This window comes from Leifsonia araucanica (genome assembly GCF_051161895.1).
GTDB lineage: Bacteria > Actinomycetota > Actinomycetes > Actinomycetales > Microbacteriaceae > Leifsonia.
In genome coordinates, this window is the sequence record NZ_JBMBTW010000002.1 from 3,618,047 (window position 1) to 3,644,278 (window position 26,232).

Annotated in this window: 23 protein-coding genes, 1 tRNA gene and 1 other RNA gene; 20 read left to right on the forward strand and 5 right to left on the reverse strand. The window is 68.5% G+C overall.

Going from position 1 to position 26,232, the window contains the following annotated elements; all coding sequences use genetic code 11:
• Positions 1–110: 110 nt before the first annotated feature.
• Entirely contained in the window at positions 111–1,103 is a 993-nt protein-coding gene (locus tag ACN6M5_RS17440) for an AraC family transcriptional regulator (protein WP_434951781.1), read from the reverse strand.
• A 248-nt stretch (positions 1,104–1,351) separates the two neighbouring features.
• Here ACN6M5_RS17440 and ACN6M5_RS17445 point away from each other — a divergent pair, with 248 nt between their 5' ends.
• The 10 genes from ACN6M5_RS17445 to ACN6M5_RS17490 all read left to right on the forward strand — a co-directional run bounded on the left by ACN6M5_RS17445 (position 1,352) and on the right by ACN6M5_RS17490 (position 12,629).
• Positions 1,352–1,684, forward strand: coding sequence for a hypothetical protein (locus ACN6M5_RS17445; RefSeq protein ID WP_434951783.1), 333 nt, complete (start codon positions 1,352–1,354; stop codon positions 1,682–1,684).
• 248 nt (positions 1,685–1,932) lie between these two features.
• Positions 1,933–3,018 carry a nitrilase-related carbon-nitrogen hydrolase gene (locus ACN6M5_RS17450; RefSeq protein WP_085371075.1) on the forward strand — a complete coding sequence of 362 codons (1,086 nt, stop codon included), beginning with the start codon at positions 1,933–1,935 and terminating at the stop codon, positions 3,016–3,018.
• 116 nt (positions 3,019–3,134) lie between these two features.
• Entirely contained in the window at positions 3,135–4,238 is a 1,104-nt protein-coding gene (locus tag ACN6M5_RS17455; RefSeq protein ID WP_434951786.1) for a sugar ABC transporter substrate-binding protein, read from the forward strand.
• Between the two features lie 101 nt (positions 4,239–4,339).
• Positions 4,340–5,848, forward strand: a complete 1,509-nt coding sequence (locus ACN6M5_RS17460; protein ID WP_434951788.1) for a sugar ABC transporter ATP-binding protein — start codon at positions 4,340–4,342, stop codon at positions 5,846–5,848.
• 55 nt (positions 5,849–5,903) lie between these two features.
• Positions 5,904–6,980, forward strand: coding sequence for an ABC transporter permease (locus ACN6M5_RS17465; protein ID WP_434951790.1), 1,077 nt, complete (start codon positions 5,904–5,906; stop codon positions 6,978–6,980).
• A gap of 56 nt (positions 6,981–7,036) precedes the next feature.
• A complete protein-coding gene (locus tag ACN6M5_RS17470) occupies positions 7,037–8,050 on the forward strand; it encodes a LacI family DNA-binding transcriptional regulator (protein ID WP_434951792.1) in 1,014 nt (337 codons plus the stop codon).
• Between the two features lie 31 nt (positions 8,051–8,081).
• Positions 8,082–9,023: an aldo/keto reductase gene (locus tag ACN6M5_RS17475; protein WP_434951794.1), complete on the forward strand. Its 942-nt coding sequence runs from the start codon at positions 8,082–8,084 to the stop codon at positions 9,021–9,023.
• Between the two features lie 45 nt (positions 9,024–9,068).
• Positions 9,069–10,718 carry a GMC family oxidoreductase gene (locus ACN6M5_RS17480; protein ID WP_434951796.1) on the forward strand — a complete coding sequence of 550 codons (1,650 nt, stop codon included), beginning with the start codon at positions 9,069–9,071 and terminating at the stop codon, positions 10,716–10,718.
• Between the two features lie 35 nt (positions 10,719–10,753).
• Entirely contained in the window at positions 10,754–11,470 is a 717-nt protein-coding gene (locus ACN6M5_RS17485; protein WP_434951798.1) for a gluconate 2-dehydrogenase subunit 3 family protein, read from the forward strand.
• Between the two features lie 175 nt (positions 11,471–11,645).
• Positions 11,646–12,629, forward strand: coding sequence for a LacI family DNA-binding transcriptional regulator (locus tag ACN6M5_RS17490; protein ID WP_434952437.1), 984 nt, complete (start codon positions 11,646–11,648; stop codon positions 12,627–12,629).
• A gap of 15 nt (positions 12,630–12,644) precedes the next feature.
• Here ACN6M5_RS17490 and ACN6M5_RS17495 read toward each other — a convergent pair whose 3' ends face one another.
• Positions 12,645–13,223, reverse strand: a complete 579-nt coding sequence (locus tag ACN6M5_RS17495; RefSeq protein ID WP_434951800.1) for a TetR/AcrR family transcriptional regulator — start codon at positions 13,221–13,223, stop codon at positions 12,645–12,647.
• A gap of 111 nt (positions 13,224–13,334) precedes the next feature.
• Between ACN6M5_RS17495 and ACN6M5_RS17500 the strand changes: the two genes are divergently transcribed.
• Both ACN6M5_RS17500 and ACN6M5_RS17505 read left to right on the forward strand, forming a co-directional pair.
• Positions 13,335–13,901 carry a hypothetical protein gene (locus tag ACN6M5_RS17500; RefSeq protein ID WP_434951802.1) on the forward strand — a complete coding sequence of 189 codons (567 nt, stop codon included), beginning with the start codon at positions 13,335–13,337 and terminating at the stop codon, positions 13,899–13,901.
• Positions 13,902–13,954: 53 nt separating this feature from the next.
• On the forward strand, positions 13,955–14,260 hold the full coding sequence (locus ACN6M5_RS17505; RefSeq protein ID WP_434951804.1) for an EthD family reductase: 306 nt from the start codon (positions 13,955–13,957) through the stop codon (positions 14,258–14,260).
• Between the two features lie 25 nt (positions 14,261–14,285).
• On the opposite strand, the gene ACN6M5_RS17510 is transcribed toward ACN6M5_RS17505, so the two are convergent.
• Entirely contained in the window at positions 14,286–14,873 is a 588-nt protein-coding gene (locus ACN6M5_RS17510) for a TetR/AcrR family transcriptional regulator (protein WP_434951806.1), read from the reverse strand.
• Between the two features lie 94 nt (positions 14,874–14,967).
• Between ACN6M5_RS17510 and ACN6M5_RS17515 the strand changes: the two genes are divergently transcribed.
• Positions 14,968–15,990 (forward strand): aldo/keto reductase, encoded by a 1,023-nt coding sequence (locus tag ACN6M5_RS17515; RefSeq protein ID WP_434951808.1) that lies wholly within the window; start codon positions 14,968–14,970, stop codon positions 15,988–15,990.
• 95 nt (positions 15,991–16,085) lie between these two features.
• Here the strand turns inward: ACN6M5_RS17515 and ACN6M5_RS17520 are convergent, their stop codons facing one another.
• A complete protein-coding gene (locus ACN6M5_RS17520) occupies positions 16,086–16,964 on the reverse strand; it encodes a DUF2971 domain-containing protein (protein WP_434951810.1) in 879 nt (292 codons plus the stop codon).
• Positions 16,965–17,166: 202 nt separating this feature from the next.
• Positions 17,167–17,254: transfer RNA gene (locus tag ACN6M5_RS17525), tRNA-Ser, on the reverse strand.
• 104 nt (positions 17,255–17,358) lie between these two features.
• Here ACN6M5_RS17525 and ffs point away from each other — a divergent pair.
• From ffs to ACN6M5_RS17560, 7 genes are all read left to right on the forward strand, one after another.
• An RNA gene (gene ffs / locus ACN6M5_RS17530) (signal recognition particle sRNA small type) lies at positions 17,359–17,455 on the forward strand.
• A 105-nt stretch (positions 17,456–17,560) separates the two neighbouring features.
• Positions 17,561–18,895 carry a DUF1254 domain-containing protein gene (locus tag ACN6M5_RS17535; protein WP_434951812.1) on the forward strand — a complete coding sequence of 445 codons (1,335 nt, stop codon included), beginning with the start codon at positions 17,561–17,563 and terminating at the stop codon, positions 18,893–18,895.
• Positions 18,896–18,898: 3 nt separating this feature from the next.
• Positions 18,899–21,022, forward strand: a complete 2,124-nt coding sequence (gene pta, locus ACN6M5_RS17540; protein ID WP_434951814.1) for a phosphate acetyltransferase — start codon at positions 18,899–18,901, stop codon at positions 21,020–21,022.
• A complete protein-coding gene (locus tag ACN6M5_RS17545; RefSeq protein ID WP_085371059.1) occupies positions 21,019–22,236 on the forward strand; it encodes an acetate/propionate family kinase in 1,218 nt (405 codons plus the stop codon). The genes pta and ACN6M5_RS17545 overlap by 4 nt, the downstream gene beginning before the upstream one ends.
• A gap of 24 nt (positions 22,237–22,260) precedes the next feature.
• On the forward strand, positions 22,261–23,616 hold the full coding sequence (locus ACN6M5_RS17550; protein WP_168688785.1) for an acyl-CoA thioesterase/BAAT N-terminal domain-containing protein: 1,356 nt from the start codon (positions 22,261–22,263) through the stop codon (positions 23,614–23,616).
• Positions 23,613–24,908: an acyl-CoA thioesterase/bile acid-CoA:amino acid N-acyltransferase family protein gene (locus ACN6M5_RS17555; protein WP_434951817.1), complete on the forward strand. Its 1,296-nt coding sequence runs from the start codon at positions 23,613–23,615 to the stop codon at positions 24,906–24,908. The genes ACN6M5_RS17550 and ACN6M5_RS17555 overlap by 4 nt, the downstream gene beginning before the upstream one ends.
• Positions 24,908–26,200, forward strand: a complete 1,293-nt coding sequence (locus ACN6M5_RS17560) for an acyl-CoA thioesterase/bile acid-CoA:amino acid N-acyltransferase family protein (protein ID WP_434951819.1) — start codon at positions 24,908–24,910, stop codon at positions 26,198–26,200. Before ACN6M5_RS17555 ends, ACN6M5_RS17560 begins: the two co-directional genes overlap by 1 nt.
• Positions 26,201–26,232: the final 32 nt, after the last annotated feature.

Here is a 26,232-nt window from a genome sequence, read left to right on the forward strand (position 1 = left end):
CCTGCTCGTGGTGCGGCCCATCGAACCATTGACGCCGAGGGGCTGTCTAGCCCCGTTCTCCGACGTGGATGCTCAGCGTTCGTCCGTCATCCGCCTCCCGACGGCGGGCGTCACCGCCCGGTCGAACGCAGGCTGTCCGACGGGCGCTCGCCGAACGCGGCGGCGTATGCGGCGGCGAAGCGTCCCAGGTGGACGAAGCCCCAGCGGGTGGCCACCTCCGTCACGCTGACCGTGCCGGGCGGCGCCGCCATCAGTTCCTCGCGCACCTTCTCCAGCCGGAGGCGGCGGAGGTAGGCCATCGGGGTGGTGTCGAGCGAACGGCGGAAGCCTTCGTGCATGCTGCGCACGCTGAGTGAGACGGCCGACGCGAGTTCGGACACCGTCCAGGGATGCGCGGGGCTGCTGCGCAGGAGCTCGACGGCCCGGGACACCGGCCGTGCGCCGGGGGCGGGGGCGGATCCGGTCAGCTGCTCCGAGTGGTTGTGCGGCTGGGTGAAGAGCAGGCTGTTCATCAGGAGCTGTTCGAGGCGCTGGAGCGTGAGCGGGTGGGAGAGGGGGCCTCCTGGCTGCTCGGAGACGGCGTCGATCAGGCGCAGCGCCTGCAGCATTGCCCGGCCGCCCGGGGCCATCAGGTCCAGTTCGCCGGTGAATTCGAGCGGTCGCGTCAGACGCTGGTCGAGCATGCTTTCGAGTTCGAGCTGAAGGTGTTCCCGGGGGATCATCACGGAGACCTGCGCGAAGCCGACGTCGCAGTCGAGGTCGACCGGCCGCCCCGGCATGAACACGCCGGCGGTGCGCTGCGTTCCGTAGATCGGCGATCCGAACGCCGCGCGCATCGTGGCGCGGCCCGCCGTCGGGATGTCGACGTGGAAGTTCATGGCCTCTGCCGTCTCGATGCGAACAGCATCCTGGAACTGCATGTACCCGACGGTGACCCGGCCGACGGTCAGGGCGTTCAGATCCATCGCGACGCTCGTCGACGCCCGCGCCGTGGGGAAGTCGACCGGCAGGAAGACCTCGGTGAGTGCTTCGCGCGCCTGGTCGATCCCGCGGCACGACACGATGCGTCGGCTGCGGAACATCTCGGCCGTGTTCGCTTGCATCCCGTGATTGTAAGCACGGCCGTCGGCGGCCCGGCGAGGAGCCGCACAAAACGGACACAGATCCGCGCTGGGCGGATATCGACCCGATCGAACCGCCACATACCGTGAAATTCGTCGCAGCTCCCCGGCTCGGCACCTGCACGGTGGCCTTCTCCTTCGGGTGGGGAAGGCCGCCGTGCCTCCTCCGCTGTGCTCCGCGTGCACTGCCGACGGAACACCCAGGAGACGGCAATGGAACTTCGCGAGCGATGAACGAGTCGAACGCACGGACGAGACCCCGGTGGTGCTCGCGCTGCGGGGCCCGCGCCCGGGTCATCGAGAACCCGTACTACGGGGTCGGTCTCGCCGTCCACCGCTACCTGACCGGATGCACGCGCTGCGGCTTCGTCGAGTTCCTCCCCACGGTGCGTGCCCCGCGCGCCGAGAGCCAGCCGATCGCGTCGGCCGACGACGCGTCGCGCGCGGCTCGGCTGCAGGGAGCGGTCCGCGGGTGGGCTACGAAGAGCCGGGTTTCGCTGTTCGTACTCGGTGGCCTCATCGCCGTCACAGCGGGCGTCGCGGCCTTCGCGCTCACACGTTAGCGCTCGTCCTGTGAGTGCGCTCACTCAATTTCGAATCTGATTCCACGCACCCTGCTGCTGTGGCGATATCAAGATAGTTTGCATTCTAAAACCTTAATTTATCAGCAATTTTGCTGCCAAAAGAGACAAGGTTGTCTACCGGAGAGCGACCGGTACCGAGCTGCATTCGCCCCGAAAAGAGACATTTGACACCGTCTGATAGTGCGCTAACATGACCAAACGCACCCCAAACAACGAAGGAGTTGGACGTGACTGAGCCGTACACAGTCGTAGCGCTCTCGCCGCTGCAGATCCCGATCGTCGAGCCGGAAGACGCGCTGAAGAACACCAAGCGCATCATCGGCTTCATGAAGACCGCGGTCGGCGTGGCAGCGACAGAGGGCCACCCGGTGAAGCTGGTCGTCATCCCCGAGATGGCGATCCAGGGAATGCACATGGCATTCACCGCAGGCAACCGCGAGGCGGAGAAGAAGTTCGCCCGCACGATCCCCGGTCCGGAGACCGACGAGCTGGGCAAGGCCGCTCGTGAGCTGAACACCTACATCGCCGGCGAGCTGTACCTGGTCGCCGACGACGACTTCCCCGACCGCTACTTCAACTGCGCGTTCATGATCGACCCGAACGGCGATGTGATCTACCGCCGTGCCAAGGCGACCAGCGACGGTTTCGAGGGCGGAACCCTCGGCACCACCAACCCGCACGACCTGTGGGACGAGTGGATCCAGAAGAAGGGCGACGGCAATGTGATGGACGCCATCTACCCGGTCGCCAAGACGCCGGACATCGGCAACATCGGCTACGTGATCTGCCACGAGGGCGCGTACCCCGAGATCGCCCGCGGCCTCGCGATGAACGGCGCGGAGGTCATCATCCGCGCCACGCTCATCGAGCCGCAGACCTCGCAGGGGATGTGGGAGGTGCAGAACAAGGCGCACGCGCTGTTCAACAACGCGATCGTCGTCGCACCGAACCTCGGCCCGGAGCTCGGCCCGGACGGCGTCATCAACGACCTCTTCGGCGGCCGCTCGATGATCGTCAACCAGCGAGGCAAGATCATCACCGAGACGCCAGGCGTCACGGCGGGCGACACCTTCGTGAGCACGACGATCGACATCGACGCCCTGCGTCGCGACCGTCAGGCGAACGGCGTGTTCAACGGTTTCAAGGATCTGCGCACCGAGCAGTACGCCGCGATTTACGAGAAGCCGATCTACCCGAAGAACCAGTACCTCGACGCCCCTCCCGGCGAAGGATGGCTGGCCCGCGAGCGTGAGACCCGCGCCCGCAACATCAAGCTGCTCGAAGAGCGAGGCGTCTTCACCCCTCTCGACTGAGCCAGAACGTGCGAGCGGCGGTCACTCCGACCGTCGGTCCCCTCGGGACGATGCGCCGCCGCTCGCACCCCCCCCAGCTGTACCTAGCACCGATCACCTCACAAGGAAGTGGAACCATGATCAGTCCCAGCAGCACCACGAGAAACACCCGCAGCCGTACCCGAACCATCCTCACCGTCGCCGGCCTCGTCGCGGCCACCGCTCTCGTCTTGAGCGGATGTGCACGAGGCGGAACAGACGGAGCAGCAGCCAGCGACGCGGACAAGAAGACCGGCAAGGGCCTGGTCATCGGCTGGAGCCAGCGCGGCATCAGCGGCAGCGACTGGTGGAAGACCCTCGTCGAGGGCGGCCAGGCCGAAGCCAAGAAGCTGGGGGCGACCATCCAGCTCCTCGACGCGAACGGCGACACCGTGCGCCAGAACGCCGACGTGCAGACCCTGATCACCAAGAACGTCGACGTGGTGATCATGAACCCCAACGACCCGATCGGCGTCGGAGCCTCTGTCGCAGCGCTCCAGAACGCCAAGGTGCCGCTGGTCACCGTCAACTCGAACCTCGACCCCTCGCTGGTCAAGGACATGTACTGCTACGTCGCGGAAGACCAGGGATACACCGGCTCGCTCGCCGGCGAGGTCGCCGCGAAGAAGGCCGTCGAGAAGTTCGGCACGACGGGCGAGATCAAGGTCGTCGGCATCGGCGGCTTCCCCGGCGACGTCCTGAGTGACCTGCGGTTCAACGGGTTCCTGAAGGGCTACGAGAAGGTCATGAAGGCCTACCCGGGCATCACGACCAAGAAGCTCGAGACGAAGTACGGCGAGTGGAAGCCGGACAAGGCCCTCGCGCCCATCCGGGACGTCGCGACGGCGAACCCCGACCTCAAGATCGTCTACAGCATGAGCGACGTGATGGAGGGCGGCATCGAGCAGGGTCTCCAGCAGGCCGGGATCTGGGGCGACGGCGTGATCGTCGCCGGATACGACGGCGGAATGAACGTTGTGAAGGAGATGGTCGACAACCCGACGGGGCCTCTGCAGGCCACCGCATCCAACCAGCCGTGGGACCAGGGCGTCGCCGCGGTGAAGATGGCCGTCGCCGCGTACAACAACGACAAGACGGCGTGCCCGAAGAAGGAGGTCTTCATCAAGACCACCGTCGTCACGCCCGAGAACGCCAAGGACTACTACAAGCCGCAAGACACGTACGTGCGGGCGAACGACTAAGCGCCGGCGGGTACGACCAGGAGTCGCTGCGCCCGATGTCATCGGTTCGGGCGCAGCGACCGCTGGGAAACAGACAAGTCACGAAGAAGTGCGGAGAACTTATGGACGAGCTGCAGCTCGAAGGCATCACCAAGGGCTACCTCGGTGTGCAGGCGCTCAAGGGGGTGAGCTTTTCGGTCAGGCGGGGGAGCATCCACGCCCTCGCCGGACAGAACGGTGCGGGGAAGTCGACGCTGGTCAAGATCCTCTCGGGGGCGGAGATTCCGGACGGCGGAACCATCAGGCTCGGCGGGGAGGTCGTGAAGTTCCGCGAGCCGACGGATGCGCAGGCGGCCGGGATCCACACCATCTACCAGGAGCTGAGCCTGGTGCCGTCGCTCTCGGTCGCCGAGAACATCTTCCTCGGCACGCTTCCCAATAAGGGGAGCGTCGTGAACTGGGCGCAGATGCAGGCCAAGTCCCGCGAGGCCCTGGCCCGTGTCGGCTTCGACCTCGACGTGACGCAGCCGGTCTCGAGCTTCTCCGTGGCGGAGCAGCAGGCCGTCGAGCTGGCCAAGGCGCTGCACAAGGATGCGCGCGTGCTGCTGCTCGACGAGCCGACGTCCACCCTTCCCCTGCCCGACGTCGAGCGCCTCTTCACGGTGCTGCGCAAGCTCGCGGCCGAGGGCGTCACGCTCCTCTACATCTCGCACCGCATGGATGAGCTCTACAGCCTCTGCGACGCGGTGACCGTGCTGCGCGACGGCGTGACTGCGGCCGACCTGGCCACCGCGGACACCAAACCGGCCGACGTCGTGACGGCGATGGTCGGCAAGAGCCTGGAGGGCTCCATCGCCGATGCCGCCCTCCGCGGCGAACGCAGCCCGCGCCTCGGCGCCGGCCGCACGGACAGCATCCTGATGTCCGCCCGCGGTTTGGGGGAGGACGACCGGGTGTCCGGCATCGACTTCGACCTGTACCGGGGTGAGGTCCTCGGCATCTCCGGCCTGATCGGGTCCGGCCAGTCGGAGCTCGCCAGCCTGCTCGCCGGCGCCCGCAGGAGCACGGACGGGCACCTCACGATCGACGGCAAGCAGGTCACCTTCGCCTCGCCCCGCGACGCCATCCGGCTCGGCATCGGGCTGCTCCCGCAGGACCGCAAAGCGCAGGGGTTCATCCCGGACATGGGGGTCGCCGGCAACATCACGCTGGCGAGCATGCCGATGTTCAGCAGGCTCGCCGTGATCGACGGCAAGCGTGAGAAGCGCACGGCGCAGGACATGGTGGCGAAGCTCGGGATGAAGGTCTCCAGCGTCAACCAGCCGATGAAGACCCTGAGCGGCGGAACGCAGCAGAAGGGCATCCTGGCCCGCTGGCTGGTGCGATCCTCCCGCCTGCTCATCTGCGACGAGCCGACCAGAGGCGTGGATGTCGGCGCCAAGGAGGACATGTACGAGCTGATCCGGGACTTCGCCCGCTCGGGCGGAACCGTGATCATCGCGAGCTCGGAGATCTCCGAGGCGATGATGTGCGACCGCGTGCTCGTGATGGCCAGAGGCCGCGTTGTCGCCGAGCTCGACCACGACGAGATCGATCCCCAGGGTCAGACGATCCTCCAGCTCCTCGCCTGAGCCCTCCCGGCTCGCCCCCTGAATCAACTGACTGAACCCAACGACGGGAAAGACAATGTCGAACAAACTCCTCCACGAGCCGGCGAAGCCGGCCACGCCGGCCACCGAGACCGGCGCCGTCTCCGCGCACCCCGCCTGGAGAGGCGTCGCCAAGCGCATCCTGCCGAAGACCTACCTGCTGCTGGTCCTCGTCGTCATCATCGTGATCGGCTATTACGTCTCCGCCGACTTCCTCACGCTGAGGAACGCGGAGAACGTGATCGCGGCAGCCTCGATCGTGGCCGTGCTCGCCGTCGGCCAGTTCTTCGTCATCCTGACGGGCGGCATCGACCTGTCGGTCGGCTCGATCCTGGCGATGTCGACGGTGATCGTCGCTCTGACCCTGCAAGCCGGCATGGCGACGGGACTCTCGGTCGCGTTCACCCTGTTCTGCTGCGGGATCGCCGGGCTGATCAACGGTCTGCTCGTGGTGTGGCTCCGCATTCCGCCGTTCATCGCCACGCTGGCCATGATGAGCGCCGTCAAGGGCTTCAGCTACATCATCCAGTCGACCAGCCTCATCCAGATCACCGACCAGACGTTCGTGGACCTCTTCGCCCGCGGCACGAGCCTCGGGCTGCAGAACCCGGTGATGATCTTCCTGATCGTCATGGTCCTCGCAGCGCTCGTTGCGAAGTTCACGACGTTCGGACGCTCGCTGTACGCGATCGGCGGCAACCCGGAGGCGGCGCGGCTCTCGGGCCTGCCCGTTGCCCGCAACCTTCTCATCACGTACACGATGTCCGGGCTGCTCGCCGGGCTGGCCGGGCTCATCGCCGCAGCACAGCTCCGGCAGGGCAGTTCGCTCATCGGCGTCGGCTACGAACTGGATGCGATCGCAGCGGTCGTCGTCGGCGGTGCATCCCTGATGGGCGGCAAGGGCGACCCGATCAGCGCCGTGATCGGCGTGTTCGTGCTCGCGACGATCATCAACGTGATGAACCTGGTCGGCATCTCCTCCGAGCCGCAGCTGGTGATCAAGGGCGCGGTGATCGTGATCGCGGTCTTCCTCTCCAGCGCGGGCGGCGTGCAACGGATCTCCGGATTCTTCCGCAGCCATCTGGGTCGCCGCAGCGCACGGACAGCGGGCTAGCCACGATGTCGGCACCTTCGAGCACAGACAAGCATTCGACGACTCGCGGTGCCAGGATGATCGACGTCGCACGCCTCGCCGGGGTGTCCCAGCAGACGGTGTCCCGCGTGGTGAACGGGAGCACCAACGTCGCCCCGGAGATCCGGGAGCGGGTGGAGCTCGCCATCCGGCAGCTGCGGTACCGCAGGAACCCGGCGGCCCGCGCCCTGGCCAACGGCCAGACGATGAATCTCGGGATCGTCAGCTTCGGCCTTACCCAGTACGGTCCGTCGGTCGCACTCAGCGGCATCGCCGACGAGGCGAGAAGCGCCGGTTACGCGACCAACCTGGTCACCCTCGGCGACGTCGACCGCACGGCCATGAAGGCGGCGCTCGACCACCTGGCCGAGGACGCGGTGGACGGCATCGTCGTGCTCGCGCCGGTCGAGGCCGCCCTCGAAGCGATCACCGGGCTGGAGGCCGGCGTGCCGCTCGTCGTCTTCGAGCCGGGAGCGCCGGAGGGGACGACGAGCGTCGCGACGGACGAGGTCGGAGGTGCAGCGCTCGCCACCCGGCACCTGCTCGACCTCGGCCACGACACGGTCTGGCAGGTCGCCGGACCGAGCGGCTGGCTCGGCTCGGACGCCAGGATGCGCGGCTGGTCGGACACGCTCGCGGCGAGCGGCAGGGTGACCAACCCGGTCATCTCCGGAGACTGGTCGACGCGCTCCGGATACGCGGCCGGCTGCGACATCGTCCGCAACCCGGACATCACCGCGGTGTTCGTCGCCAACGACCAGATGGCGCTCGGGGTCGTCAAAGCCCTCTCCGAATACGGGGTGCGGGTGCCGGAGGACGTCAGCGTCGTCGGCTTCGACGACGTGCCGGAGGCGCGGTACTACCGGCCGGCACTGACCACCGTCCGCCTCGACTTCGAGGAGGTCGGGCGCCTCGCTGTCGACCGCATCCTGCACCTGATGCGCGGCGGTCATGCCGACGCGCTGCCCAGGGTGCTCCCGGAGCTGGTCGTGCGCCGGAGCACGGCGCCGCCCTCCCAGGCGCCGCGAACCAGCCAGCAACACCTGAGATAGCCATCACCACCTGAGAGAGAAAGCGAAGCGCATGACCATCAAACAACTCGGACGCACGGGACTCACCGTCTCCGACATCTGCGTCGGGACCAGTGCCCTCGGCAGCTTCCCTGCGCAGTACGGCTACGAAGTGGACACGGAGACGGCTGTTGCGACCATCCGGCGGGTGTTCGACGGGCCGTTCACATTCATCGACACCTCGAACGAGTACGGCGGCGGCGACAGCGAGAAGCGCATCGGACAGGCGATCCGCGAGAACGGGGGAGTGCCGGACGGAGTGGTCGTGGCGACCAAGGTCGACCCCATCCCCGGGACCACCGACTTCTCCGGCGACCGGGTGCGCCGGTCGGTGGAGGAGAGCCTCGAACGCCTCGGCCTCGACCGGCTTCCTCTCGTCTACCTGCACGACCCGGAGAAGATCAGCTTCGAGGAGGGTGTCGCCCCCGGCGGCCCCCTCGAAGCGCTGATCGCGCTCCGCGACGAAGGCGTCATCGACTACCTCGGCGTCGCGGGAGGCCCGATCGACCTCGAGCTGCAGTACCTCGCGACGGAGGCGTTCGACGCCGTCATCAGCCACAACCGCTTCACGCTGGTCGACCAGTCGGCCGAGCCGCTGCTCGACGACGCCCAGGCCAGAGGCGTCGCGTTCGTCAATGCGGCTCCCTTCGGCGGCGGGATGCTGGTCAAGGGTCCGGATGCCGTGCCGACGTACTGCTACGCCCCCGTCAGCGACGAGGTGCTCCAGCGGGTGCGCACGATGGAGTCCCTGTGCGAGGCGTACGGGGTGCCGCTCGCCGCGGCCGCCCTGCAGTTCTCCGTGCGCGACCCGCGCGTCACCTCCACGATCGTCGGGATGTCCGAGCCGAAGCGCGTCGAGCAGACCGCCCAGCTCGCCGCAATCGACATCCCCGCCGAGCTGTGGGACGCCCTTCTGCCCGTCGCACGCCTCGGCCGCTCCGGTGTGCTGGCGTAGCCGGCGCAGCGCCGCCATCGAACCCCCGAAAGGAAAGGACACAGAATGACCACCATCAAGAACCCGGAGCCGGTCGACGTCGTGATCGTCGGCGCCGGCGCAGGAGGGGCGACGGCAGCCAAGGTGCTGACCGAAGCCGGCCTGCGCGTGGTGGGACTCGAACGAGGCCCGTGGCTGAAGCCGGAGCACGCATCCGGCGACGAGCTGAAGTACCTGAACCGCAACTTCATCTGGCAGGACCCGAAGCTCAAGCCCCGCACATACCGTCAGAACGACAGCGAGGAAGCTGTCATCACCAACTTCTCCGCGACCCCGCAGGTCGTGGGCGGCGGCACGACGCACTGGGGCGGCATGGTTCCCCGGATGACCGTCAACGACTTCCGGCTGCGCTCTCTGCACGGCGACGTCGACGGCGCGAGCCTCGTCGACTGGCCGATCAGCTACGACGACCTCGAGCCGTACTACACGCGGGTCGAGTGGGAGTTCGGAACCTCGGGTCTCGGCGGCGCGAACCGCTGGGAGGGCCGCCGCACCCGCGACTACCCGACCAAGCCTGCGCCGCTCAGCCAGATCGGCCGCACCTTCGCGACCGCGATGAACAAGATGGGCCACAGCACGTTCCCGATGCCGCAGGGCATGGTCACCGAGCCGTACCGCGGCCGCAAGCCGTTCAGCGAGAACGGCTTCTGGCAGCAGTACCCCGACCCGGGCAGCGGCAAGTCGTCGACGCTGATCAGCTTCATCCCGGATGCGATCAACACCGGCCTCTACGACCTGCGCCCGGACTGCTACGTCAGCGAGATCCTGGTCGACAAGACCGGCAAGGCGACCGGTGTGCGCTATCAGGACGAGAACGGCAACGAGTTCGTGCAGAACGCGAAAACCGTGATCGTGTGCGGCGGCGGGATCGAGACGCCGAGGCTCCTGCTCATGTCGAAGTCGGCGCTGTTCCCGGATGGGCTGGGCAACGGCAGCGGGCAGGTCGGCAAGAACGCGACCTTCCACCAGTACTCGTTCTCGGTCGGCCTGTTCGACAAGGAGCTGCACGACCCGCTCTACGGCTGGTCAGGGCACTACATGAACCTGTGCTCGTTCGACTTCTACGAGACGGACGAGTCGCGGGGGCACATCCTGGGCTCGCTGATCTTCCCGTCGATGCTCGGCCACCCCGTCAACTGGAGCTTCCCCGGCCGCCCCACCTGGGGTCAGGCGGCGAAGGACGCCGATCGGGACCTGTTCAACTACAGCATGAAGATCGGCATCCTGCTGCACGACCTCCCCGTCGAGTCCAACAGGGTCGACCTCGACCCGACGGTGAAGGACGCGTGGGGACTCCCGGTCGCCCGCATCACCCACACGCCGCACGCCAACGACTTCGCGCAGGAGAAGTGGCAGGTCAAGAAGAACGGCGAGATCCTGGAGGCGGCGGGCGCATCCAAGATCGTGCCGGTCAACATGGAGCGCATCACGGGGAACACCTCGCACGAGCTCGGCACGGCCCGCATGGGCGACGATCCCGCCACCTCGGTGGTCGACAGGTGGTGCCGGTCGCACGAGGTGCCGAACCTCTACGTGTTCGACGCCAGCTTCTTCCCGACGGCGACCGGCATCAACCCGGCACTGACGATCATGGCGAACGCCTGGCGGTGCGCCGACCGCATCATCGCCGTGGACCGTCATGGCTGGACCGACTGACCTCAACCACGATTTCAGAGGAGACAACGATAACTATGGGACAGGCAGAATGGGTCACCGTGCCGATCTCGACGCGCGATTCGAATGGGCCGCTGTTCTTCACGGAGCACGAATGGGCGACTGTCGAGGCCGCCACTGCGCGCATCATTCCGACGGACCACCATCCAGGAGCGAGAGAAGCAGGCGTGGTCCGCTTCATCGATCGGATGCTGGCGGGGACGCAGTTCGTCTTCCCGGCAGCTGACGGCAACGGGTTCCTCCGGATGGAGGGGCTGGAGGAGAAGGCCTGGCAGGAGCGCATCGAGAGCCGCCGGACGTTCTACCGGGAGGGGATCGTCGAACTGGACGGCATCGCCACCGAGAAGTTCGGCGCCCCGTTCGTCGAGCTGGACGACGACCAGCAGGACACGGTGCTGGAGACCATCTCGCGCAAGGAGAAGCCGGCGACGTTCGCCTTCGCGGACTCGGACGGGCAGGGGAGCGGGGGAGCGCCGGCCGGCAACCAGCCGGTCAACGAGGACTTCCTCGAGTTCTTCCCGCTCCTGGTGCTGAACACCAGGCAGGGTTTCTACGGCGACCCGGTCTACGGCGGAAACGACAACCGCGTCGGCTGGCGGGTCATCGGGTTCCCCGGCCCTCCGTCGCTCGCGGCGACGATGGACGGCAGCTACACGACGCTCGACTACATGATCCCGGAGGCCGAGTGGCCGTACGAGCAGCACCCCGCCGTGCTGCGCTACGGCAACCGCTGAGTCCCTGGCAAGGGATCCGGCAGGATCGCGAGCGGTCTGGCGCGCCTTTCCGGCGCCCGGCCGCTCGCGGTCGTACTCGCGGTCATAATGGGGGAATGATTTCCTCTTCCGTGCGTTCGCCGGGCGCCGGGGGCCGCCGGTGACGGAGCAGAACGAGGCGCCGCGCGCGGCGCGGATGGTCGATGTCGCCCGTCTCGCCGGGGTCTCGCAGCAGACCGTCTCGCGGGTGGTCAACGGCCACTCGAACGTCGCGCCCGAGATCCGCGAACGGGTCGAGCGTGCCATCGCCCAGCTGCGCTACCGTCGCAACTCGGCGGCGCGCACTCTGGCAACAAGCAGGTCGATGAACCTCGGTGTGCTCAGCTACGCGCTGTCCGTGCACGGCCCGGCTCTTGCGTTGTTCGGCATCGCGGAGGAGGCGCGCAGGAGCGGGTACGCCACGAGTCTGGTGAGCCTCGCGAACGTGGACCGCGCGAGCATCGAGGAGGGTCTCGACTCCCTCGTCGACGACGGAGTGGATGCGATCGTGGTGCTCGCGCCGATGACCGCCGCCGTCGAGGTGCTGCACCGGCTCGACGCGGATGTGCCCGTTGTACGGTTCGAGCAGGGCTCGCCCGCCGGGCCGTCCACCGTGTCCGTCGACGAGACGCTCGGCGCCCAGCTGGCCACCAGGCACCTGCTCGACCTCGGTCACGAGACCGTCCACTTCGTCGGAGGGCCGGACGGCTGGATGGCGTCGGATGCGCGCCGCCGCGGCTGGCAGACCGAGCTCGCCCTCGCCGGCCGGGTGACGCCTCCCGAGTTCACGTCCCCGGACTGGTCGGCGGAGTCCGGCTACCGGGCGGGGGTCAGGATCGCTGCTGACCGCTCGATCACCGCCGTCCTCGCGATCAACGACGCGATGGCCCTCGGCCTGATCAAGGCGCTCCACGACAACGGGGTCTCGGTGCCCGGAGACGTGAGCGTCGTCGGCTTCGACGACCGCGACGAGTCCCCGTACTTCCTACCGGCGCTGACCACTGTGCGGCTCGACTTCACCGAGGTGGGCCGCCGGGCCGTCGAGAGCGTGCTCCGGTCGCTGCGGGGAGAGGCGCCGGAGACCATCCCGCTCATCCAGCCGGAACTCAAGGTGCGCGACAGCACGGCGCCGCGTCGCTGACGGTGCGTCGCTGACTCAGTGCGCGGTGTCTGACCCGGTGAGTGCCCTGGCGCTGCGGATGAAGGAGGCGGCGAGCGCGTCGGCGTCGTCCAGGTAGCCGGCGACCATCGCGCCGTCGCGGATGAGCATGAGGTCGTCGGCCGTCCCGCGAGGGTCGCTCAGGCCGAGCGGCTGCACGATCTCGCCGAACGTGGCCTTGCACCAGGCGCGGTGGGTGTCGACTTCGATGCGGACCTGGCTCGTCGCATCCGGGTACTCGGCGGCCGCGTTGATGAACGGGCAGCCGCGGAAGCCCTGCTCGCACGCCATCGAGCCCAGCTGCTCGGCGATCAGCTGGAACACCCGGTCTGCGCTGCCGTCGGCGGCGGCGATGGCGCCGGTGATTCCGTCGCGTTCCAGCTGCGCCCTGCGCTGCAGGTGGGCGACCACGAGGTCGTCCTTGCTCTTGAAGTGCCGGTAGAAGGTGACCTTGGTCGTCCCGGCGCGCTCGATGACCTTGTCGACGCTGACCGCGCGGAGACCTTCTGCGTAGAACAGTTCGGTCGCCGCCTCGATGAGTCGCTCCCGCATCGACGATTTCACGCTCCCGATCATAGGTGTTCTCCTCACGTGCTCTTGCGTGCCCGGCGTTCGGTGGCTACGGTTACTCGATGTAGAGTGACTAGTCATTCTACATGACATCCCTCTCGGAAGAACGGAACCAGAATGACCACGACAACACCGGATGCGCCGGCAGCACCCATCGCCGCCTCGCTTCGCCGCCTCTACTTCGTCCGCTTCGGCTTCGCCATCGTGTGGGCGATCATCGTGGGCCTCAGTGCGGCGAGCATCACGCCGCTGAGCGCGACGCTCCTCGTGATCTATCCGGTGTTCGACCTGGTCGCGGCCGTCGTCGACCACCGGGCGTCGCGGGCGACGCGGCCGGCGGGGCTGCTGTACGTGAACATGGCGTTGAGCGCGCTCGCCGCGGTCGGGCTCATCGTCGCCGTCATGTCCGGCCGGTCCGCCGTCCTTCTCGTCTGGGGCCTCTGGGCGGTGACGGCGGGCGCGGTCCAGCTGATCGTGGGAATCTCCCGTCGCAGCCTCGGCGGTCAGTGGCCGATGATCCTGAGCGGCGGCATCTCCGTGCTCGCCGGCGTCGCCTTCGCTGTGCAGTCCGGAAATGCGGCTGCATCGCTCGTCGGACTGGCGGGATACGCGACACTGGGAGGCATCTTCTTCCTGGTCTCCGCCATCCGACTGAACCGCACGGCAACGGGCGCCGCCCGCTGACCATCCACGCACTGCACGATCAGCGAACACCGAACAACACAAGGAGAAACGCAATGTCCACGAAGATCACCATCATCATCGACAACCCGGCCGACCCTGCCGCCTTCGAGGCGGCGTACCAGGAGCTGGAGGGATTCGCCCGCCGGCTCCCCGGGCTGCGCCGGCTCGAGGCGGCGAAGGTCTGGCCGAAGGAGGACGGCACTCCAACGCCCGCGCACCGGACGCTCGACTTGTACTTCGACAGCTACGAGGACGCGTCGGCCGCCGTCGCCACTCCGGCCGCCGGGGAGTTCTTCCAGCGCCTGGGCGGAACCGGCACGACGTTCACCGGCCTGTTCTCGGAGATCGGGGCAGCCTGAGCGGAGCGCGCGGGGTCGGCCGGGGTCAACCGGCCGATCCGGCGGCGTTGACGCGCAGGCCGTCGAGCAGCAGCCGGACCATCGCGTTCGGGCTGCCATCCGCGGACGGCGCCCGGTGGCTCAGGTCTCCGACCGCTTGCAGCAGGCCGAGCGGGTCGACGCCGGAGCGCACCTCCCCGGCCGCCTCCGCGGCGTCGAGCAGCGACCGGATGGCCGGGCCGAGCTTCGCTGCGAAGTAGTCGGGGAGCGCGTCGAACGCGGGGTCTCCCGAGCGGAGAGCGGCGGAGAGGCCCTGCTTCGTCGCGACGAACCTGGTGAACCGCGAGATCCAGAGTTCGAGCGCTTCGCCGGGCGCGTGGGTCGCCAGCAGGTCGGCGGCCGCCGCGGCGGTGCCGTCGATCTCCGCGGTGAACACGGCGGCGACGAGCTCGGACCTGGTGGGGAAGTGGCGGTACATCGTCCCGACGCCGACCTTGGCCGCCGCTGCGATCTCGCGCGCGGGCGCGTCGACGCCGGAGCGCGCGAAGACGTCGCGGGCGGCCGCGAGCAGCGCTTCCTGGTTCTTGCGTGCGTCGGCCCGTGCGGGGCGTTGAGCGTCGGCGTCGGTAGCCACGGCGAGGTCCTCTTGCGTAAACGGAACAGTGTTCCGTATAGTGGTCAGCATATGCGGAACGTCGTTCCGTATAGCGATCCTACAGGAGGACCCCATGCAGTACCGCACTCTCGGCCGCACCGGAATCCAGGTCACGCCGTACGCCCTCGGCGCCATGATGCTCGGCTCGTTCGGCAACCCCGACCGTCAGGAGGGCATCCGGATCATCCACAGGGCCCTCGACGCCGGCATCAACGTCGTCGACACCGCCGACCGCTACGGGGACTCGGAGGAGGTGGTCGGAGAGGCGCTCGCCGGCCGACGGGACGATGTCGTGCTCGCCACCAAGTTCTGGGGGCCGGTGGACGACGACATCAACCACAGGGGCGCATCCCGTCGCTGGATCATGCAGGCGGTCGAGCGCTCGCTCCGAAACCTGCGCACCGACCACATCGACCTCTACCAGCTGCACCGCCCAGACCCGGACACCGACATCGACGAGACCCTCTCCGCGCTCACCGACCTGGTGCGTCAGGGCAAAGTGCGGGCGATCGGCACGTCGTCGATGCGCGGCTCCGAGATCGTCGAGGCGCAGTGGATGTCGGAGCGCCGCGGCTTCGAGCGCTTCCGCACCGAGCAGCCGAACTACTCGATCCTCGACCGCGAGATCGAGCGAGAGATTCTCCCGGTGGCACAGCGCTACGGCATGGGGACGCTCGTCTACAGCCCGCTCGCCGGCGGAGCGCTGACCGGCAAGTACCGCGCAGGCCAGGCGAACGACAATTTCCGCGCAAGCACCGGGATGCGGCACTTCCACGACGAACGCCGCCTCGCCGCGATCGAGCAGCTGATCGCCCTGTCCGACGAGGTCGGCATCCCGCTGACCCATCTGGCGATGGCGTTCGTGATCGCGCATCCGGGTGTCACATCGGCGATCGCCGGCCCCCGCACGATGGAGCAGCTGGAGGACACGCTCGCGGGCACGGAGGTCTCCCTGTCCGACGAGATCCTCGACCGCATCGACGCGATCGTCCCGCCCGGAGAGAGCATCGGCGCGATGGACATGGTCTACCGCGGGCCGGAGGTGGCCGACGCCGGGCTGCGCCGACGCGCTGCGGAGTTCCGTTCGGCGAGCTGAGCGGGCTCGGCGGTGGATGGCTGCTTCAGGCGGGGAATAACGATTGCTGGAGCAAGCTCCAGGCGTTGGAATCTCGCGCCGAAATGCGAGAGCTCCTAAAACCGATACGGCGCACGTGAGAAGCGGACGTCGGCTTCTGCGTAACCGTTGTTGTCGAGAAGCGAACGAACAGTTGCCTCCGCGGCATCGTGTTCGTCGTGGTCGAGCGGTCCGATCACCACAGAACGAATCGGAAGTCGTGGGTTCGCTTCATCCGAGCTTGCCACCTCAGCATAGGGAACGACCCCGAAGCGACCTTCGCGAAACTTGTCGCGTAGCCCTCTGCCGGTGATGAACCGCACCTCCTGCTCATTCTCAAAAGCTGAATCCTTGAAGGTCGTGATGCAAAGGCTAATCGGAACATAAAGTTGAGCCGGTGCGGCGAAGTCATGTTCGTCGAGCACGTCCAGTACGTGTCTGACGGTCTCTAGTTGCTTGGCTCGGTCATATGTCACCGGGTACCACCATCCGGACGACAAGGTAAACGAATCGGCTAATTGATCAAGCGATCCGGAGACTTCTTCGGGTTTGATGCCATCGACCCGATCGACCTTCTGCGAGGTGTCGACCTCTATTGCGTATCCCAGGTTTCCCGCGTAGGCGACCCATTGTGAAAGCGAGTCGCCGTGGCTGCTTGCGGAGACGACGTATGAACCCCTGGTTAGCGGGGCAAAATCCTCATCGTCAAGCATTCGTTTTAGATTCGTGCTGGCAGAGCCAGTTCGAGATTCGACAGCGCTCCTCACGACCTCAATTCCGTACCTGACTTCGGATAGGTCGTTGAGGGCGAGGGTCGACGATGCCCACAGCCGGTGGCGCTCGACGATGCCAATTAGTCCCCGAGCATTCGTGTAATGAAAGGCGCGCGTGTTTCGCAGCGGCTGCGGATGGGGGATTGGCACCCATCCGCTGCTGGAGGCGATATTCATCGACATTGGCCAATGATCCAATGTTCAACTAATGGGCGCAACGCGCGAGGGCTCCCGATGCGCGTTACCGCAGTCACGCTATATAGGCGCTGACTTCTCTTGGTTGGCTAGCCACGTCTGACCTGCGCTAACCCAACCCTCCCGAAGAAACAGTAAGAGAGCGCACTCTCGTCAATCGAGCGGATTCGGTGAGCGCTGAGGGAAATACTGGCGGAGAATGGGGGATTCGAACCCCCGAGGGCTTGCACCCAACACGCTTTCCAAGCGTGCGCCATAGGCCACTAGGCGAATTCTCCTGAGGCGGTGTCACTCCCGGAGGAGCAACGGCCACGAAGTATCCTACCGGGTCCGCGGGGGTGCTCGGTGCCAACACCTCTCAGTCTGACCCGCTACACTGGTTCCCGGCTCCTCACGTGGCGCCATCCAGGCCAACTCCCCCAGGGCGGAAACGCAGCAAGGGTAACCGGGCTCTGGCGGGTGCGTGAGGGGTCTTTTTCTTTGCCGTCGGTCAGGTTGTTCCGCGTACAGTTGAGCAGAGCACAGGCGCTCTTCTACACTCTGTAGAAGAGCGGTCGAGATCCGCCGATTGAGTGAGGTGCTGGATGACCGGGCCATTGAGCGAGTTGGCGTCCGAAGCGTATGTCTTCGGTTTTCCGCTGGTCTTCAACGGGGAGCAGATCCTCCGCCTCACGACCACGGGGATCGGATCGCTTCCCCCAGCGTCGTTCAACTCGTTCAGTCACGCGCGTTCGCTGGCGGATCCGCGTGACACCTTCGTCTCCATTAACAACGACACCGTCTACTCGATCGCTCCCGTCGACCTGAGCGTCGGGCCGATCCTGCTGAGCGTTCCGGATGCGGGGGACCGCTACTACGTGCTGCAGTTCGTGGATGCGTGGACCAACAACTTCGCATATGTCGGCACCAGGGCGACCGGCAACGGCCGGGGCGATTTCCTGCTCGTGCCGCCGGAGTGGGAGGGCGGACCGGAGGGCGACGGCGTCACCGTCATCCGCTTCCCGACACGCATCGCCACGATCGTCGGCCGCTGGGCCTGCGACGGCGAGGAAGACCTGGCGGCCGTCGAGGAGTTGCAGAACTCGCTCGCGCTGACGCCCATCCGGACGTCGCTCACGCCTCCGCAGGGCATGCCGGTCGTGGCCGGTGGTCTGGGGGAGGCGCTCGATTTCTTCGAGCGGTTCCGGACCTGGGCCATCGCCTTCCCGCCCGCCGAGCGCGACAGGGCGGCTCTGGATTCGTACAGCGTGCTCGGGCTGACCAGTGCGTACACGCTGGCCGAAGCGCCGGAGGAGGTGCGCCAGGCGTTGGAGGCCGGGTACGCCGCCGGCAAGCAGGCGCTCGAGATGGCCGTGCGGACCGGCGACGGTCCCGTCGTCAACAACTGGCAGGTCAACCTGCACATCTTCGACTACAACATCGACTTCTTCGAGGTCGGGGCGCTCGACGATCCGGCCTGGAAGCACACGGATGCGAAGACCAGGTATGCGACGCGGGCCGCAGCAGCGCTCGGCGGGCTCTGGGGCAACCACGGCTACGAGGCCGCGTACTTCTTCACCTATCTCGATGCGGCAGGGGATGCGCTCACCGGTGAGCACACGTACACCCTGCGACTGCATCCGACGCCGCCGGTGCGCGCGTTCTGGTCCATCACCATGTACGACCTCCCGAACTTCTACCTCGTCGAGAACGAGGCGGCGCGGTATTCGATCGGGGACAGGACGCAAGGGATCGTGTACGACGACGACGGAGGCTTGACCATCACCATGAGCACGACCAGACCCACCGACCCGACGGCAGCCGCCAACTGGCTGCCGACGCCGCAGGGCGCGTTCCGGCCCATCATGCGCCTCTACGCCCCCGAGCAGGTCCTGCTCGACGGCGGATACGAGGTCCCGGCGATCGAGCGGGTCGACTGAGTCGTGGCGCGTTCCCTCTACATCACCTCCGCCGAAGGTCACACCGGCAAGTCCACCGTCGCCCTCGGCGTGCTCGAAGCGCTCCGCCGTGCCGTCGGCAGGGTGGGTGTCTTCCGTCCGATCGCGCGCTCGACCTCCGAGCGCGACTACGTGCTCGAACTGCTGCTGCAGCGGGAGACGGCCGACATCGACTACGAGGAGGCCATCGGCGTCACGTACGACGATGTGCATCTGGATGCCGATGCTGCCCTCTCCGAGATCGTCCGCCGGTTCCGGGCGGTCGAGTCCCGCTGCGACACGGTCGTCATCCTGGGCTCCGACTACACCGACGTCGGCAGCCCGACCGAGCTGCGCTACAACGCGCGCATCGCCGCCAATCTGGGCGCTCCCGTGCTGCTGGTGCTCGGCGGGCGCATCGGCCAGGGGCTGGGCGAGCGGCTCGGCCAGGCGGAGCCGCGCACCGCGGAAGACCTCAAGCAGCTCACCGAGCTCGCGGTCGCCGAGCTGAGGGACGAGCACGTCGCGCTCCTCGGCGTCATCGCCAACCGTGCAGACTCGGACGACCTCGACGCGGTCGTCCGTGCCGTGCAGTCGGCCGTCGGGGAGACGCCGACCGGCGACACGGCCCCGGTCTGGGCGATCCCGGAGGACCCGTTCCTCGTCGCCCCGAGCATGCGCTCGATCATGGAGGCGACCGGATCCACCCTCATCGCGGGCGACGAGTCGCTGCTCGCGCGCGAGGCGCTCGGCGTCGTCGTGGCCGGGATGTCGATGAACAATGTGCTCCCTCGCCTGATCGAGGGTGCGGTGGTGGTCGTGCCGGCCGATCGAACAGAGGTACTGCTCGCGGTGCTGATGGCGAACGCATCCGGAACGTTCCCGTCCATCGCCGGCATCGTCCTCAACGGTGGGTTCGAGCTGCCGGAGCCGATCGAGCGGCTGCTGGCCGGCCTGCGGTCCCCGCTGCCGATCGTGGAGACGAACCTCGGCACCTACGACACGGTCGTGCGGATCACGCACGCCCGCGGCAGGCTCGCCGCAGACTCGCAGCGCAAGTACGACACCGCGCAGGCGCTGTTCGAGCGCCACGTCGACGCGGACGCCCTGCTCACGCGGCTCGACGTCAGCCCACGGGATGTGGTCACCCCGCTCATGTTCGAGTACGACCTGCTGGAGCGCGCCAGGGCGGCGGACAAGCACATCGTGCTTCCGGAGGGAGAGGACGACCGCATCCTGCGCGCTGCGGCGACCCTGCTCGCCCGCGGGGTCGCACGTCTCACCATCCTCGGAGAGCCGTTCGAGGTGCGCGCGAGGGCGATCGAGCTCGGCGTCGACATCTCCGGTGCGGAGGTGCTCAGCCCGTTCGACGACGTGCTGCGCCTGCGGTTCGCGACGGAGTACGCGCGGCTCAGGGCGCACAAGGGCATCACCGTCGAACAGGCATCGGACACGGTCACCGATCCGTCGTACTTCGGCACGATGATGGTGCACCTCGGCCTCGCGGACGGGATGGTGTCCGGGGCGGCGCACACGACGGCGCACACGATCCGTCCGGCGTTCGAGATCATCAAGACCCGCCCGGAGGTGTCCGTGGTGTCGAGCGTCTTCCTGATGGCGCTCGCCGACCGGGTGCTCGTCTACGGCGACTGCGCGGTGATCCCGGATCCGACGGCCGAGCAGCTGGCGGACATCGCGATCTCGTCGGCGGAGACGGCGGAGCAGTTCGGCATCGAGCCGCGCGTCGCGATGCTGTCGTACTCGACCGGGGAGTCCGGTTCCGGCGTCGACGTGGACAAGGTGCGCGCCGCCACGACGCTCGTGCACGAGCGGGCTCCCGAGCTCGCCGTGGACGGCCCCATCCAGTACGACGCCGCCGCCGATGCGGCGGTCGGCGCCGCGAAACTGCCGGGCTCGGCCGTGGCGGGACGGGCGACCGTGTTCATCTTCCCCGACCTCAACACGGGCAACAACACATACAAGGCGGTGCAGCGGAGCGCGGGCGCCGTGGCGATCGGGCCGGTGCTGCAGGGACTCAGGAAGCCGATCAACGACCTCTCCCGCGGCGCGCTCGTCGACGACATCGTCAACACCGTCGCCATCACCGCGATCCAGGCGGGTCTCTCATGAGCGCCGTCCTCGTCGTCAACAGCGGCTCGTCGTCGTTCAAGTACCAGCTGATCGACCTCGACACCGAGCGTCCTCTCGCGAGCGGGCTGGTGGAGCGGATCGGCGAGCGGTCCGGCCACACCATCCATCGCGGCCCGAACGGGACGAGCGAGCGGAGCCTGGAGATCCCGGATCACACCGCCGGGTTCCAGGCGATGATCGACGCGTTCGAGGCCGACGGCCCGAGCCTCGCCGAGCATCCACCTGTCGCGGTCGGCCATCGCGTGGTGCACGGCGGGAAGCGGTTCTTCGAGCCGACCATCGTCACGCCGCTGGTCGAGATCAACATCGAAGACCTTGCCGACCTCGCCCCGCTGCACAACCCGGCCAACCTGCAGGGCATCCGCGCTGCGGAGAAGGCGTTCCCGGATGTGCCGCACGTTGCCGTCTTCGACACCGCCTTCCACCAGACGCTGCCGCCGGAGGCGTACACGTACGCCATCGACGCCGCGCTCGCCGAGCGGCACCGCGTGCGCCGGTACGGCTTCCACGGCACCTCCCACAAATACGTGTCGGAGGCCGCCGCGGAGTTCCTCGGGCGTCCGCTGGCCGACCTGAAGCAGATCGTCCTGCACCTCGGCAACGGGGCGTCCGCCTGCGCGATCGACGGCGGACGCTCGGTTGACACGTCGATGGGGCTCACGCCGCTGGAAGGCCTGGTGATGGGAACACGCTCCGGCGACCTCGACCCGGCCGTCCTCATCCATCTCGCCAGGAGGGCGAACCTGGACATCGACGGCCTCGACGAGCTGCTGAACCGCAAGAGCGGTCTGCTCGGGCTGTCCGGCACCGGCGACATGCGGGATGTGCGGCGCGCGGCGAACGACGGAGACGAGGCGGCGCAGCTCGCCCTCGCGACCACCGTGCACCGGCTGAAGCACTACATCGGCGCGTACACCGCGCTGCTCGGCGGGCTCGACGTCCTGACCTTCACCGCGGGCATCGGCGAGAACGACGCAGCGCTCCGGGCGGATGCGCTGGCCGGGCTCGAGGGGCTGGGCATCGTGCTCGATCCAGAGCGCAACGCCAGCCCGTCGTCGGAGGCGCGGGTCATCTCGGCGGACGGCTCTCCGGTGACCGTGCTGGTCGTGCCGACGGACGAAGAGCTGGAGATCGCCCGCCAGACCGTGCAGGCGATCGGGCAGAGCGCGACGGGGGCCTCCGCCGCCGGGTGACCGGCGACCGGCTGCGGTGGTGACATGCGCGCGCGGAACGGCACGGGGCGGCGATGGTTCGCCGCCCGCCGCTCCGCTGTGTTCGCCGCAGTGTGCTCGGTGCTGCTCGCGGCGACAGCGCTCACCGGGTGCACGTCGACGGTCGTCCAGGGAGGGCCCCGCTTCGTCACCCCTCCGCTCATCCGGTACACGTCGGTCCTCTGGCCGGTTCCGCTCGAACTCGTCGGGGCCGAGCCGGGGAGCCGCCTGCGGCTGGAGGCGAGGATGAGCACACCGCGTGGGCTCTGGAACTCGTCGGCGACATACACGGTCCCCGCCTCCGGCACGCTCGACCTCGCCGCGGCGCGGCCCCAGCTCTCCCGGTTCGCCGAGCCGGACTCCGCCGGGCTGTTCTGGTCGCTGCGCGGCCCGCAGCTGGGCGAGGAGGCGCTCGCCGAACAGTGGATGCGCGAGACCTCGCCCGTCACGGTCACCGCGTTCGACGGCAGCAGGCCGATCGCCGCCCGCACCTTCCGCCTGCAGGGGATCGGGGCGGGCATCCGCACCAGTGGCGTCTTCACCAGGGACCTGCTCGCGGCGACGGCGGCCAGGGAGGGCGGAACAGCACCGCGCATCCCGCAGCAGACGCACGAGGATGTGCAGGTGGGCACGTTTTACAGCGCGCGCTCGATCGAGCGGCCGCGCACCCCGGCCGTCGTGGTGTTCGACGACCAGGCGCCCGGCGCATCCGGGGACTTCGTCGGCCCGCTGCTGACGCTGTTCGGTGCATCGGTGTTCGTGGTCCCCGTCACACGGTCGGCCGACGGCGTGCGCCTGACCTCGATCGTCGATGCAGACACCGTCGGGGCCGTGCTCGACTGGCTCGACCAACGGCAGGACGTGGACGGGCGGCAGGTGTTCGTCTACGGGACCGGCCCGTCGGAGCAGCTGGCGCTGTGGACGGCCGCGCGGTTCTCCTGGCGGCTCGCCGGGGTGTTCGCCTCCGGGGGAGCGACGGCGCTGCTCTGCCTCCCGTCGAGCGCGGTCGGCCCGGTGTTCGAGAACGGCAGGCCGGCGGGCTGCCGCGTGGACCCCTCCGTCATCGACGCGCAGGCGGTGCCCGCTCTCTCGCTCGTCCGCGGGCCGCTGGTGCTCGGCTGCTCGGAGCGCGACGAGACCCTCCGGTCGTCCTGCGCCTGGCTCGACGCCGCGATGGCCACCAGGGGCACGCGGGCGGGCGACGTCGTGCTCCGCGAGAGCACAGCATCGCACGCGACGATGGTTCCTCCCGGGCTGCCGATCGCCATCCCGGACGGACCGAGCGGGCAGCAGACCGAGCGCGCCAGGATCGCGTTCTGGAACGCCGTGCTGAACGCGCTGCTGAGGGCGGGTCGCTCGTGAGTGGCCGCCGATGGTCGCGCGCCGCCGCGCTGGTCGCCGCCCTGCTGGTCGCCGCCGTGCTGACCGGATGCGGTGGGGCGCCGCGCTCGCTCGGCCCGCGATTCGTGGTCGACCTCCTGCATCCGGGGGTCACCGACCCCGTCCTCGTCTCGCTGGTCGGACTGCGGCCGGGAGGGGATGCGGTGCTCACGGCGACGGCGCACACCGGATCCGGCACCTGGACGTCGCGGGCGGTCTACGTCGTTCCACCGAACGGCGTGATCGCGCTCTGGCGGGCGAAGCCGATCCTCGCGCCGTACCCTGCACCGGATCCCGCCGCCCTGTTCTGGAGCATGACCGGCCCTCCCGTGAGCCAGAGCGAGCTGGAGCAGACCTGGGCGGGGAACGACATCGACATCACGCTCGCGGCCGACCAGGACGGCAGGGAGGTCGCCTCCACGATCCTGCACCGCACCGGCTTCAACACCGCGACGGCGCCGCGCGACGTGTTCGCACGAGACCTCCTGAGCCCGAGCGAACGGGACGAAGCCGGCGCGGACTTCGACAGGAGGATCGGGGCCTTCGTGACGCCGCTCCCCGACCCGACGCAGCCCCGCCCCGCCGTGATCGTCGTGGACGGCGACGACGGAGGCGGCTCAGGGAGGTTCGTCGCCGGGCAGCTCGCGGCGAACGGGTTCCCCGCCTTCATCCTCCCGTCGTTCGGCCCGACGGGGCAGATCCCCGGGTCGTCGGCGCTCAGCGTCGAGTCGTTCGACGCCGCGCGGGCCTGGCTGGCTGAGCAGCCGGAGGTCGATCCGTCCCGCATCTTCGTCTGGGGCAGCTGGCGGGCGGCCCCGCTCGCCCTCTGGTTCGCGGCGAACGAGCCGTACGCGGTCTACGGCGCCATCGCGGCGAGCGGTCCGACCGCTCTGCTCTGCACGGCCTCCGGGGGAGCGTCGCCGCTGACCAGCGGGGGAGATCCTGTGCCGTGCGAGAGCCAGGTGCGGACGATCGCGGACACTCCGGCGCTGCGGCTGGACCGCATCCCTGGCCCGGTGGTGCTCGCCTGCGGCACAGCGGACGAGATCCTGTCGAACGCGTGCGAGTGGCTGACGGCGGCGGAGCAGGCGCGAGGCGAGCGGACGGGCGACGTCCTGCTGCGTGCCGTCGGGGCAGGGCACGCGATCAGCACGCCGCCGCTCGTGCCCGTCGGGCTGTCGGAGTCGTCTCCCGCGCTTGCGCAGGCGACCGAGCAGGCGCGGGCCGCGCTCTGGCGGGATGCGCTGGCGACGCTGGAGAGGGCGGTGCGGTGATGGTCGGGCGTGTGGTTCGGAGGGACGAGTCAGGCGGGTTCGGCCGGAGGATCGCCGCTGTCGTGGCCGTGCTCGCCGCCGTCGCCGTCGTGCTCACCGGATGCGCCCAACCCGACGCCGGTGCGGGACGCGAAGGTCCGCGGTTCGTCCTGAACAGGAATCCAAGCCCGGTCTGGCAACCCATCGGCATCCGGCTGACCGCCCTCCCTCCCGGCCAGCGCGTGACCATCACGGCGACGGTCCGCGACGGCGCGCTCTGGTCCTCGCACGCCGACTATCTCGTGCCGGCGAGCGGCACCGTCGACCTCGATAGGCAGGCGCCGGTCGACGCGCCCTTCGCCGGGGCGGACGGGATGGGGCTGTTCTGGTCGCTGCGCAGCGCATCCGGGGCGCCGGCATCGTCGAGCGAGACCTGGGGGGCAACCACGCAGCGGGTGGTACTGGCGGCGGCGGTCGGCGGGCGCAGGGTCGCCCAGACCTCGGTGGAGCGGATCGGCCTCGCGTCCGGGGCGGTGTCGCACGCGGTCTTCGACGACGGCATCTCGGGAGACTACTTCGAGCCGACGGCGGGCGATTCCGCGCTGCGCCCGGCCATCATCGTCTTCGACGGGACGGACAACGGCACCCCGACGGGCGTCCTCGCGGCGTCACAGCTCGCGGCGAACGGCTACCCGGCGCTCGCACTGTCCACCTTCGGCTCCGCCGGGCAGCTCGATCCGTCGCACACGTTCCCGGCGGAGCGCTTCCTGTCCGCGCTCGCCTGGCTGCGCTCCCAGCCGGGCGTCGACCGGCAGCGGATCTTCACGTTCGGAACCTCCCGGGGCGCGCAGCTCGCGCTCTGGGCGGCGGTGGCGTATCCCGGCCTGGTCTACGGCGCCGTCGCTCCGGGAGGCACGACCGGCCTGATCTGCAACTCTCCGGTGCCCAACCCCGCGGTGACGGTCGGCGGCAGCTGGGTGCCGTGCGCATCCGGTACGCGGGACACCAGCAGCGCGAACGTGCTGAACCTGTCCCGCATCCCCGGCCCGATCGTGCTCGGCTGCGCCGGCCGCGACGAACAGCTCGACAACGGATGCGCGTGGATGAACGCGGGGATCACCGCGCGTGGCGACAGGATCGGCGACGTCTACGTGCGCGCTCCGGATGCGACGCACCTCTTCTATGCGCCGCCGTACACCCCGCTGTACCTCCCGTCCGCTCCGTACGCGCAGCCGACGGAGAACGCCAGGGTGCGGCTCTGGAACGGCATCCTGGAGGCGCTCTCCGAGCCGTCGAGCGTGCCGGGGAGGTGATCGCGCCACCGGCCTGATCCCGCTGCGATCCT